The 12,382-nt window shown below is 50.6% G+C and carries 7 protein-coding genes; 1 reads left to right on the top strand and 6 read right to left on the bottom strand.

Annotation, left to right across the window (positions count from 1 at the left end):
• Positions 1 to 37: 37 nt before the first annotated feature.
• Both IJG50_03390 and mtaB read right to left on the bottom strand, forming a co-directional pair.
• Complete coding sequence (locus tag IJG50_03390; protein ID MBQ3378891.1) at positions 38 to 3,793, bottom strand: phosphoribosylformylglycinamidine synthase; 3,756 nt, start codon at positions 3,791 to 3,793, stop codon at positions 38 to 40.
• A gap of 98 nt (positions 3,794 to 3,891) precedes the next feature.
• On the bottom strand, positions 3,892 to 5,196 hold the full coding sequence (mtaB, locus tag IJG50_03385) for a tRNA (N(6)-L-threonylcarbamoyladenosine(37)-C(2))-methylthiotransferase MtaB (GenBank protein ID MBQ3378890.1): 1,305 nt from the start codon (positions 5,194 to 5,196) through the stop codon (positions 3,892 to 3,894).
• A gap of 175 nt (positions 5,197 to 5,371) precedes the next feature.
• Between mtaB and IJG50_03380 the strand changes: the two genes are divergently transcribed.
• On the top strand, positions 5,372 to 7,159 hold the full coding sequence (locus IJG50_03380) for a Na/Pi cotransporter family protein (protein ID MBQ3378889.1): 1,788 nt from the start codon (positions 5,372 to 5,374) through the stop codon (positions 7,157 to 7,159).
• Between the two features lie 56 nt (positions 7,160 to 7,215).
• Here the strand turns inward: IJG50_03380 and IJG50_03375 are convergent, their stop codons facing one another.
• The 4 genes from IJG50_03375 to IJG50_03360 form a co-directional block, all read right to left on the bottom strand.
• On the bottom strand, positions 7,216 to 8,103 hold the full coding sequence (locus IJG50_03375; GenBank protein MBQ3378888.1) for a response regulator: 888 nt from the start codon (positions 8,101 to 8,103) through the stop codon (positions 7,216 to 7,218).
• A gap of 1,009 nt (positions 8,104 to 9,112) precedes the next feature.
• On the bottom strand, positions 9,113 to 10,414 hold the full coding sequence (locus IJG50_03370; GenBank protein MBQ3378887.1) for an MFS transporter: 1,302 nt from the start codon (positions 10,412 to 10,414) through the stop codon (positions 9,113 to 9,115).
• A gap of 56 nt (positions 10,415 to 10,470) precedes the next feature.
• Entirely contained in the window at positions 10,471 to 11,664 is a 1,194-nt protein-coding gene (locus tag IJG50_03365) for an iron-containing alcohol dehydrogenase (protein ID MBQ3378886.1), read from the bottom strand.
• Between the two features lie 474 nt (positions 11,665 to 12,138).
• Positions 12,139 to 12,382: hypothetical protein (locus tag IJG50_03360; GenBank protein ID MBQ3378885.1), on the bottom strand; the 244-nt coding region annotated here is incomplete at its 5' end.

Below are 12,382 nucleotides of genomic sequence, written 5' to 3'. Positions count from 1 at the left end.
ACCGCGCACCGGGCCGGGATCACGCGGTCTTTTTTTCTCATATCTTAAAATAATCTACGCCCGACTTAAAGAGCTTCTGGTCCTTTTCGCCGAAAATATTGAGTGCAAGGCTCTTGCCCACGCGCTCGCTGTGACCCATCTTTCCGAAGATGCGTCCGTCCTTATTCGTTATGCCCTCTATTGCCCAGAGCGAACCGTTGGGATTGAAGTCGATGCTGTAAGTAAGCTCCCCTGCGTCGTTTACATACTGGGTCGCTATCTGTCCGTTATTTTTAAGCTCCACCAAAAGCTCCTCGCTTGCAACGAAGCGTCCCTCGCCGTGCGAAACGGGAATGGCGTGAACGTCGCCCACCTTCGTGTTGTAAAGCCACGGCGACTTCGTATCGGTCACGCGCGTGTAAACGTAGCGCGACTGGTGGCGGCCTATCTCGTTATACGTAAGCGTAGGCATATCGGCGGTTGCCGGCATTATTTTGCCGTAAGGCAGAAGGCCGACCTTTACAAGCGCCTGGAAGCCGTTGCATATGCCAAGGACAAGGCCGTCTCGCGCCTCGATAAGCTCCATAACCGCTTCGCTCACGCGCGGATTTCTTAAAACCGTCGCAATGAATTTGCCGCTTCCGTCGGGCTCGTCGCCGCCGGAGAATCCGCCCGGCAGCATAAGTATATGCGACTCCTTTATAAGGCGCGAAAGCTCTTTTACAGACTCCTCTATCATATGCGCCGACAGATTTTTTATAACGAATATTTTCGCCTCGGCGCCCGCCTTTTCAAACTGCGCGGCCGTATCGTATTCGCAGTTCGTGCCGGGAAATACGGGTATCACTACCTTCGGGCGCTGGGCGCCGACTCTCGGCGCTATCTTTACCTGCTTATAATTCCAAAGATCGATAAATTCCGCGATCTCGCTCTTATTTTCATTCACCCTTGTGGGGAACACTTCCTCAAGCGGAGTCTCCCATGCCGAAAGCAGCATATCGAGCGGTATGAAGTCCATATCATGGCGTATCATGCGCCAGGAGTTTACGCGGCCTATGAGCACTGCTCCAAGCTCATCGGGAAGCACGGTCTCGGGCTCCGTCTCAATCACTATGCTTCCGTACAGTCTTTCAAAGATGCGCTCGTCGGGGAAGCTCTTGTCAAAATCGAAGCCCGCCATATTTCCGAAGCACATTGTGGCTATGGCCTCCGCCACGCCGCCGAAGCCCACGCTCGACGAAGCCTTTATCTTTCCCTTCGAGGCAAGCTTGTGAATCGCCTCGTACTTCGTTTTAAGATCCTCAAAATCGGGCAGCTTGTTTTCGTCGTACTTCGCCGAAACGAGATATACGGCGTCGCCCTCCTTTTTGAACTCGCTCGTTACAAGCTTCGAGGCCTTCCACGTATTTATGGCAAACGAAACGAGCGTAGGCACTACGTCGATATCCATAAACGAACCCGACATGGAATCCTTGCCGCCTATCGCCGCAACGCCCATGGAAAGCTGAGCGTGAAGCGCGCCCAAAACGGCGGCGAACGGCTTGCCCCAGCGAACGGGATCGTTTCTTAACTTCTCGAAGTATTCCTGCAGCGTAAGGTACGCGCCCTTTATCGGCGCGCCCGACGCGGCGATATTCGAAAGCGACTCCACAACGGCGTATACCGCGCCGTGGAAGGGGCTGGCCTTTGAAACATACGGATTAAATCCGTAAGACATTATCGAAGCCGTATTAGTATTGCCGCCCAAAACGGGTATCTTTGCGGCCATATAGCGCATCTTCGAGCGCTGGAAAATGCCGCCGTAAGGCATAACTACGCTGCCCGCGCCTATCGTGGAGTCAAAGCGCTCCACAAGGCCGCGCTGAGAGCATACGTTAAGGTCTGAGAGCATATTCGTAAGCTTGTCTCTAAACTGCTTGCCCTCCGCCTTATATGAAAGCTCTATTTTATCAAGGTCTATTTTCGGCACGCTCACGCGCGTCGTCTTCGGCGCGCCGTTCGAGTTTAAAAACTCGCGCGAAAGATCTACGGTAACGTCGCCGTTCCACTTCATCACAAGGCGTCCCGTGTCCGTCACGCGCGCGACTACCGTAGCCTCAAGGTTCTCCTCTGCCGCAAGCGCCATAAATCTGTCCGCGTCGCCTTTTTCAACTACTACGGCCATTCTCTCCTGAGATTCCGATATCGCAAGCTCCGTACCGTCGAGTCCCTCATATTTTTTGGGCACGCGGTTTAAGTCTATCTCCAAAGAATCGGCAAGCTCGCCTATCGCAACGGATACGCCGCCCGCGCCGAAGTCGTTGCACCGCTTTATAAGGCGGGAGGCCTCGGGATTTCTGAAAAGGCGCTGAAGCTTTCTCTCCTCCGGCGGATTGCCCTTCTGCACCTCCGCGCCGCACTCCTCCAAAGACTCCAAAGTATGCGACTTCGAAGAGCCCGTAGCTCCGCCGCAGCCGTCTCTGCCCGTGCGTCCGCCGAGAAGTATCACTACGTCGCCGCACTCCGGCTTTTCGCGGCGCACGTTATCCTGCGGGGCCGCGCCCACTACCGCGCCTATCTCAAGGCGCTTTGCAACGTAATCGGGGTGATATACCTCCGATACGAGGCCGGTGGCAAGGCCTATCTGATTGCCGTAAGAGCTGTAGCCGTTTGCCGCCGTGCGCACTATCTTTCTTTGCGGCAGCTTTCCTTCCATCGTTTCCGAAAGGCTTACGCGCGGGTCTGCCGCGCCCGTTACTCTCATCGCCTGATATACATACGAGCGCCCCGAAAGCGGGTCGCGTATCGCGCCGCCTAAGCACGTTGCCGCGCCGCCGAACGGCTCTATCTCAGTAGGATGGTTGTGCGTCTCGTTCTTAAAAAGAAGCAGCCACTTCTGGCGCTCGCGCCCCACGTCTACCGTTATTTTTATCGTGCAGGCGTTTATCTCCTCCGACTCGTCGAGGTTTTTAAGCTTTCCGGCCTTCTTTAACACCTTCGCCGCTATCGTTGCGATATCCATAAGGCTTATGTCCTTATGCTTTCCTATATAAAGCGACTGACGGTGCTTTAAATACTTTTCGTATACGTCTTTTAAATAATCGTCGTCTATGCTCACGTCCTCTATCTTCGTAAGGAAGGTCGTATGACGGCAGTGGTCCGACCAGTATGTGTCTATCATGCGAAGCTCGGTCATCGTGGGATCGCGATGCTCGGTATCCCTAAAATACTCGCGGCAAAAGGCTATGTCGTCTTTGTCCATCGCAAGGCCGTATTTATCTATAAGAGAGAAAAGCTCATCGTCGTTTGCATCGCAAAAGCCGTCTATCTTCGCAACTTTTTCGGGTATATCGTATTTCATTACAAGCGTGTCGGGCACTTTAAGAAGCGCCTCGCGGCTCTCAACGGGGTTTATGAGATAATCCTTGATGCGCGAAAGGTCCTTCTTACTTATCCTGCCCATAAGCACATACACCTTCGCCGAGGTTATTATCGGGCGTTCGCCCTGCGTAAGAAGCTGTATGCACTGCATACACGAGTCGGCGCGCTGGTCGTACTGTCCCGGCAGATACTCGACCGCAACGACGCTGTGGCTTCCCGCAATTTCGGGCAGCTCGTCGTAAGTGTCGTCAACCTGCGGCTCCGAAAATATAGATCCTCTCGCAAGCTCGAACGTCTCGTCGTCGATGCCTTCGGCGCAGTAACGGTTAAGAACGCGCACGCTCTTTAACGATTTTATACCCAGGTCTTCCTTGAGCCCGGAAAAAACGGAGCCCGCTTCAACGGCAAACTCTGGTCTTTTTTCAACATAAATGCATTTAACGGACTGTGACATACATGTTCTCCCTTTTTTAGATTTATCGTATTGCTTTGATTTATTTCTTTTATCTCATTTCTTTAATTTTATCACCAATGCGGCGCGGGTGTCAACGCTCAAAGGGGCTGCAAAGCGCGGCATATCAGCGTTTCGCCCTCTCTTTTTTCCACCCTCACGCGCACAAGCTCTCCCAAAGCGGGCCTGTCCGAGTACACCTTCGTCATGCAGTAATTCTCGGTATACCCCCGGTATGCGTTCTCCCCCGTTTTTTCTTCTATGAGGACCGTCCGCGTCTTCCCTGCTTCGGCGTCCAAAAAGCGCTCGGATGTGCTCTTTGCCGCTTCGCTCATAAGAGAAACGCGGCGCGCTTTTTCGGCGCGCGTTATATGTCCCTCCATCTTCTCCGCCCGCGTGCCGGGGCGAAGGGAAAACGGGAATACATGGACCTTTAAAAACTGCTCATTCTCCACAAACTTTATCGACTCTAAAAGATCCTCCTCGGTCTCCCCCGGAAAGCCCACGATAACGTCTGTCGTGACAGACGATCCGGGAAGAGCTTTGCGTATCTTTGAAAGGACCGAGGCAAATTCATCGGCCGTATATTTTCTGTTCATCGCGCGAAGCGTTTTGTCGCAGCCGCTCTGAAGCGAAATGTGAAAATGCGGGCACAGCCTCTTTAAATGCGGCAGCGCCGAGAGAAATTCGTCGTCGAAGCACGAAAGATTAAGAGAACCTAGCCTCACCCTGAAATCGCCCTCGAGCCCTTCGCACATTTCAAGCACATTAAGAAGACGCTTTTCGTATTTTATCTCCTTTCCGTATGACGATATGTGTATGCCCGTAAGCACGATCTCCTTATATCCGCGCCCAAGCGCCGCCGAAAGCTCGCTTTTTATATCGTCGAACGGCTTTGAAACGATGGGGCCTCTCGCATACGGTATTACGCAGTAGGAGCAGAAGTTGTCGCATCCGTCCTCTATCTTTATGCTCATTCTCGTGCGCTCGTAAGCCTCTGACAGGCTCATCGGCTCAAACCTGCGCGCGGCGAACGGATCGCTTACCGCCATAAGCTTCGTCTTTTTCCCGGCGCTCTCTATTATCAGGCGCGAAAGCTCCATCTTGTCCTTCGTGCCGGTAACTATATCTACGCCCGGCATGGCGGCTATTGCCCGGGACTTAAGCTGCGCATAGCAGCCCGTAACGCAGATGAGCGCCGCGGGATTTTTCTTTACGGCGCGGTTTATAACGCTTCGTGATTTTCTGTCGCTCTCGGCCGTAACGCTGCATGTATTTATTATATAAACGTCGGCGACCTCTGAAAAATCAACTGCCTCAACGCCGTTTTTTTTAAGCTGCTCCATGATCGCCGCGCTCTCGTATTGATTTACCTTGCATCCCAACGTATATATTGCTGCCTTCATTTTTTGCACCTCACACGAAGAAATTATATAATATATTCAACAAATTATCAAGAATGTATTGACTTTTAGCAAAAAACATATAACAATATTTTTTGATAGCGTTTTTTAATACCCGTTTTATTCTCAGTTTGAGGAAAAAATAAGCAAGGTACAGGTCATGATAAAGGGGGCTTTTATGGACGTTTTCAGGATCATTTCATTTTTGGGCGGCTTGGGTCTGTTCATTTTCGGCATGATGCTCATGGGCAACGCGCTTGAGAAAATAGCGGGCAACAAGCTTTCCGCCATTATCGAAAAATTCACGAGCAACCGCATAAAAGGCGTGCTCTGCGGCGCTGCCGTAGCCGCCATAATACAAAGCTCGTCCGTTGCGACCGTCATGGTCGTAGGCTTCGTAAACGCCGGCATAATGAAGCTTACTCAGGCCGTCGGCGTGATCTTAGGCGCAAATATCGGCACAACGATAACGGCGCAGCTCATCGGCCTTAACGCCGTAAGCGCCGACAGCCTCGTTTTACAGATATTCAAGCCCACCACCTTAGCGCCGATAGCCATCGTCATCGGCATCTGCCTTTATATGCTTGCAAAGCGCGTGCGCTCCGTAGAGCTAGGAGAGGTGCTCATAGGCTTCGGCATCCTTTTCGTAGGTATGCAGACTATGGAAGCGTCGGTCTCCGTGCTTGCCGACATGCCGGAGTTTTCCCGCATCTTCCTAATGTTCTCAAATCCTGTGATAGGCGTGCTCATAGGTGCGGCGCTCACGGCTGTGATCCAAAGCTCCAGCGCCTCCGTCGGCATTCTTCAGGCCTTCGCCTCAACGGGGCTCATAACGTTTTCAACTGCCGTGCCGATAATCCTCGGCCAAAACATCGGCACCTGTATAACGGCGATACTTTCAAGCGTGGGCGCTAATAAAAACGCGCGCCGCACCGCGCTTATCCACCTTTACTTCAACGTAATAGGCACCGTGATATTCATGGCGGCCATATACGCCTTTCAGTCGTTCGTCGGCTTCAAATTCTGGACCGACACCGTAAACGCGCAGGATATAGCAAATTTCCACTCCATATTCAACATAACCTGCACGATAGTATTCATACCGTTTGCAAACCTTCTTGTAAAGCTTGCAAATATGACGATAAAGTCGGGCGAGGACGAAGCCGCCGTAAAAACAAAATTCGACGACCGTCTCTTATATATGCCCGCGGCGGCGCTGTCTCAGGTAGAGAGCGCTGTTGATACTATGTTTTCGATGGCGATAAAAAACATCTCCCGCGCGCGCGAGGCGATAACGGATAAAAACAGGGATAAAGTAAAAAAGATCGTCGAAGACGAGGAGATCATAGACAAAATGGAATTCGAGGTCTCGAAATACCTCGTAAAAATAGCCGACCAGGAACTAAGCGAAACCGAAAGCAAATCTGTATCCGTATATCTTAAAATGGTAAACGACATAGAGCGTCTCGGCGACCACGCCGTGAACCTTTCGGAGATCGCCGTAGATATAATGGACGAAAAGATAACGTATTCCCCCGCCGCGCGCCACGAGCTGGGCATAATGTTCGGCGCCGTAGAGGATATACTTAATCTTGCGTACCAAAGCTTTAAAAAGCGCGACGAGCTGTTTTCTTACGCGATACAGGTAGAGCCGCTCGAGGAAATAATAGATATGCTCACCGAAGCGCTGAGGCAGGGTCATATACAGCGTCTCTCCGACGGGATATGCTCCGTTGAGACGGGCGTGTCGTTTCTTGAGATAATAAACAACCTCGAGCGTATAGCCGACCACTGCTCCAATATCGCCATCAGCGCGATGCAAAACGAAGACGACTTTGCAAGCAGCATCGATCCGCACGCCTTCTCCGTGCACCTGAGAGAAAAATTCGGCAAAGAATACGACAGGTTTTATAATTTTTTCCTTACGAAGTATTATAACAAATTAAGTCAGGCGCCTCAAAGCTAAAACGAAAAAGAGCGGAAAGCCTAAAAAAACTTGGCTTTCCGCTTTTGCTTTTTTGTTTATATGAGCCTCCCTATCTCTGAAAACAGCTCCGCCGAATCGACGGGCTTTTTTATAAAGCCGTTCATGCCTGCGGCAAACGCGGCGTTTCTGTCTTTTATGCTCACGTTGGCCGTCATCGCGATTATCGGTATGCCGGCCTTGTCGGCGTCCGCCATCGCGCGTATCTCTTTCGTCGCCTCTATGCCGTCCATAACCGGCATCTTTATATCCATAAGGATAAGGTCGTAATGACCTTTAGGCGCTTCTTTTATCTTTTGAGCGCACTCCTTTCCGTCAAAGGCGAAATCCGTCTTTGCGCCCGTCTCTTTTAAAAGCTCATGGGCTATCTCGCGGTTTATCTCCATGTCCTCGGCTACGAGTATCCTCTTTTCACCAAGATCCAATGCGCCTTCGGGCTTTTTAGAAAACCCGCCGCTTTTAACGGCGTCACTTAAAAAGGCGCTCTTGGCCGCGTCGCCTTCGCACTTCTTCGGATCTGCCACAGCCATAAGACAGTAGATAGCCTTTTTCAGATACTCTCCCGAAATGCGTATGTTCTCAAGATACCGTATAAGACGCGATTCATCTTCATGGTACAGCACAGCCATATTCGCGCACCCTATAATAATATGAAGCGGCGTCAGCACGTCGTGCGACATCTCTAAAATACGAATGAGCCTCGACGGCTTCTCGCCGTCGATATATTCCTCCATGAGATCCTCAACGGTCACTCCGAAAATGTCGGCAAGCTTCGGGAAAAGCGCTATATCGGGATATGAAAGGCCTCTCTCCCATTTTGAAACGGCTTTGTCCGTAACGTTCAGCCGTCCGGCCAGCGCGGCCTGAGTGAGACCGTGCTGCTTTCTTAAGGAGCGTATCACCGATCCCAAAGTAGGCTGTCTCAAAAATATCACCTCTTTACGTATTTATGATATCACTTGGTTTTTTGTGATACAACCGACCGTTGGTTTACATGCGCGCAGGAGATATTATCTGCAAAAGCGCCGCTTTTGAAACGTTTTTTCTTTGTAAGCAAGACGAATTTTTTTGGGACTGCGTTCCAAAGCCTACTCCAAAAGCCTCCACCGCGAGGCGCGGAGTTTCATTAGAACTGCGTTCTACAACGCTTTTTCAATTTACTTCTCTTGCTTTGCAAGCAAGCGGAATTTTTAGAACCAAGGTTCTAATACTCCTGATCCCCCTGCCGGGGGGCGTACTTTTGTAACCTCAGACCACCCCAAAAAATCCGCTTCGCGTATTTTTAGGGGACCCCGGCGTACCAAAAGTCCCGAGAGACTGCCGCCTCTCCGTCTCTCCGCTTCCTCGCTCTAACACCGCCTATCGGCGGCGCCAGCCGCTCGGCGTTACTCAAATATAACTTATGTCTCGCCATCTACTGGCGATAAGCGCAATTTGCTTTATAGCTTGGAGTCTTTTCGCCATGAGGGCGCATTCTAGAAGCTTCCTTCCCCACTGGTGTTCCGCGGCCGAGCCGCTCCAAGTCTTTGGCGCCCGCTGGTTATAGGCGGCATTAAACAAGCAGGTGCCCCCCTTGTCATCCTGAGCCTCCCCCTTGTCATCCTGAGCCTCCCCATTTGTCATCCTGAGCCTCCCCCTTGTCATCCTGAGCCTCCCCCTTGTCATCCTGAGCGAAGCGAAGGATCTTACAGCAATAAGATTCTTCGTCGCTTCGCTCCTCGACAATGACAGTGGGGGAAGCCCCCCGCGAGGCGTGCCACCCCACACGGCAGGACGCCTCTCCCTGTAGGTCACCCAGAGGAGGGCGACAGCGCGAGAGGCGTATACGCACACCTGCAGCCCATAGAAAAAGGCCTCCGAAATATATTCGGAGACCTTTCCTCGGGGAATTATTCTTAAATACAGGAGGTTTACCTGCTATGTTTTTCCAAAAAATCAGATGGCTTCGCCGACTTCTCTCCAATACTTAGCTTTAGCAGCCTTGGACATTTTGAAGCCGATGGTGAGAACGATTATGCCTACTACGTAGCAGCAGGAGTTGAATATGAACGAACCCATATACGAACCTGCAGCCTGAATGAATACGCCGTGCAGCGTGTAGGTAAAGCCGGTACCAAGGCTCATTGCCATGAACGCTATAGGATAAAGCGTCGAGTAGGAGCGCATACCGTACATATCACGAACGAGCTGCGGAGGCATAAGCTGAGTCATTGCGATACCTACGCCGAAGAGGAAGCATGCAACTGCAACAACGCCGTAGCTTGCGGTACCTGCAATGATGAGGAGTATCATAGAGATAAGCGGAACTATCGAGCAAACGATAGCCGTCTTCATTATACCGAACTTACTGTCGCTCATTCTGCCCTCAACGATCTTAAAGATAGAGGACGAGATCATACCGATGGTGGTAAGCGTAGCTGCCGTAACGGGGTCGAAGCCGCTGGTAACGCCGAGGTTTACCCAGTGCTGATTGAAGCCCGTGCAGAACGAGTTCGTAACAACGAAGAGAAGTATAAACCAGAAGGTAGCCGTCTTGAACGCGTATTTTGCGGGGATGCCGGGGAATTCCTTTATCTCCACCTGGTCCTTTACGTCCTTCATTTCCTCGGATTCGCTGATGCCGTAAGGTCTAAGTCCAACGTCGCTGGGCTTGCCGGCAACGAATAAGAGCGCAAGCACAACGTAGATAAGACCGATGCATGCCGCGATGCGGTAGGTGTAGCGCCAGCCGTGTGCAACGGAGAGGCTTGCGAACAGGGGGTTGAATATTGCGCCCGCAACGGAGGTGAATACGTAGGATATACCCATAACGAGGTTTCTGTGCTTTATAAACCAGTTGTTGATAAGAAGCGGGATTATATTGAGCGCACAGAATGCAAGCGACGTACCGATAAGGAACGTGCAGAGGTAAAGATGCCAAACCTGGGTAACAGTGCTTAAAAGGAAAAGACCGATGCAAACGCCTAAGCCGCCGATAACGGTAACGACCTTGGTATTGAACCTTGAAAGCACCTTAGCGCCTACAAAATAGAACGCCATAGTAGACCATGCCGACACGGTCATGAATATGGATACCTGGGACGTAGCCCAGCCGGTATCCTGAACGATGAAGGGCAGGAAAACGCCGTAGGTGTTACTTGCAAGTCCTACGCCGCAAAGAGAAGCGGCACAGCATACTACGAGTATCAGCCAATGGCGCGGTGATTTGTCACTGCCCAGCTTTTTGGTTTCTGCCATTAAAATACTCCTTCCTTTAAATAACAAATAAAAAATTTATAAAAACGCGAACGTTTTTATCTCAGAGAATCCTCCAAAAGGGCCTTGATCTCTTCTATAGTGGGCGGATGAGGACAAGTCTTGCTCGACGGATTCGTGCGGATGCGCTCTGCTATTTCATCCGTAACGAGCTCTTCGCGGGTAACGCCGAAATCAGCCACTCTCTTAACGCCGAGGCTCGTATTGAGAGCTCTTATAGCGTCGCCTACGATATGGCCCGCTTCTTCGTCGGATGCGCTGTCGGGAATGTCGATACCCATAGCTTCTGCCATCATTCTTATCTTTTCGGGCTTGTCTTTAGCGGCAAACTCTACGGTAGCGGGCAAAACTGCCGCGCAGCAGTTGCCGTGAGGCACCTGATGGAATACTGCGCCGATGATCTCGGCTGCGCTGTGGCCGATGTGCAGACCGCAGTTCGTGAATGCAACGCCTGCGAGAGCGGCTGCGTGAGCCATCTTTGCGCGCGCCTTTATGTTGGTCGGTTCCTTGGCTGCAACGGGGAGCCACTTAACGATGGTCCTTATCGCTTCCATTGCGAAGGTGTCGCCCATGGGGCCCTGGATAAGGTTCGTCATTGCTTCCATTGCGTGCGCCATTGCGTCCATACCGGTGGAAACGGTAAGACCGTAGGGCATACCCGTAAGGATCTCGGGGTCGATAAGAGCAAGACGCTTGTCATGCGAAAGCTTCGGCCATATAGCGCGCTTCTCGCCCTTGCCGCCGTCCATGGTGATGGTGCCCATACCGGTCATTTCACTGCCGGTACCGGAGGTGGTGGGGATAGCGATAAATGGAAGACCGGGTTTGGGCTGAATGTCGCCTGCGCGTCCCGTTATCTGGCCGAAATACTGGCTTAACGGAGGCGGGTTGTTCGTAAGCAGGTCAATACCCTTCGCCGTGTCTATCGCGCTGCCGCCGCCTATAGCGATGATACCGTCGATGTTCTCTTTGTGAGCGAGCGCGCTGCCCTCTTCACAGAGCTGATCGTGCGGGTTGGGAAGCACCTTGTCGAAGCTTACCCACTTGATGCCTGCAGCGTCGAGAGAATTCGTTACCTTGTCAACGATGCCGATCTCCTTTAAGTTTTTGTCGTGCACGATGATTACTTTCGTCGCGCCCAACTTCTTGATCCTTTCTCCTACAAGGGAGATGTATCCTGCGCCTTCCATTATCGGAACAAGATACTCAAACAGTTTGGGGTCATAATACATAAGCCATTCCTCCGTTAAAAAAATTTTAAAGTCCAAAAAGCATACTATTTTCTGCAATTCCTATTAGACACGATCAAAATTGTGCGCTTTTATTATCTCTGTTACTAATACGAATCGGCTTAAAATATCATGCAAAATGGACCTTTATCTGTCATACAGGGAAAAACGATCAAATGAGCTTTGAAAAATCAAAATTCTCACTTCACACCGATCAAAAAATACCCTTTTAATTATTATTGTATGAGCTCTTATTGCTTATATTATTACTGATTGCATTATTATTGTTGTTCCTATTATTATATTACTGTATATTCGGTCTGCTGTCAATATGCACAAAAAATATTTTTACCGGGTCTAAATTTGTATAAATTGATATGTTTTCAATGTAGCAATATATTAACATAACTCTATATAAATACTATTTACACCATAAACATCAAAAATATTCATAAAATGTATATTATGCTGTTTTGTTCATTGAAAGCAGGGACAAATTTTTAAAACCAAGGTTCTAAGACTCCTCTTAAATTTTGCTTTCCTTGCTTTGAAAGCAAGAAAAAGGATAATTGAATAGGAGTTATAGAACGCAGTTCCAAATAAGCGCCCTGCTTCGCGGGGGGCTTCCCCCCGTGTCATTCTGAGGAGCGAAGCGACGAAGAATCTTATTGCAGAAAGATCCTTCGCTTCGCTCAGGATGACAAGGGGGAGGCTCAGGATG

The organism is Clostridia bacterium (assembly GCA_017405765.1).
In the GTDB taxonomy this organism is placed as follows: Bacteria; Bacillota; Clostridia; order Oscillospirales; family RGIG577; genus RGIG577.
This window is presented reverse-complemented; position numbering and strand designations above follow the sequence as displayed.

Excerpts from the sequence above, each read along its gene's own strand:
- IJG50_03390 (MBQ3378891.1), bottom strand. The coding sequence starts at position 3,793 with ATGTCACAGTCCGTTAAATGCATTTATGTTGAAAAAAGACCAGAGTTT.
- mtaB (MBQ3378890.1), bottom strand. The coding sequence starts at position 5,196 with ATGAAGGCAGCAATATATACGTTGGGATGCAAGGTAAATCAATACGAG.
- IJG50_03380 (MBQ3378889.1), top strand. The coding sequence starts at position 5,372 with ATGGACGTTTTCAGGATCATTTCATTTTTGGGCGGCTTGGGTCTGTTC.
- IJG50_03370 (MBQ3378887.1), bottom strand. The coding sequence starts at position 10,414 with ATGGCAGAAACCAAAAAGCTGGGCAGTGACAAATCACCGCGCCATTGG.
- IJG50_03365 (MBQ3378886.1), bottom strand. The coding sequence starts at position 11,664 with ATGTATTATGACCCCAAACTGTTTGAGTATCTTGTTCCGATAATGGAA.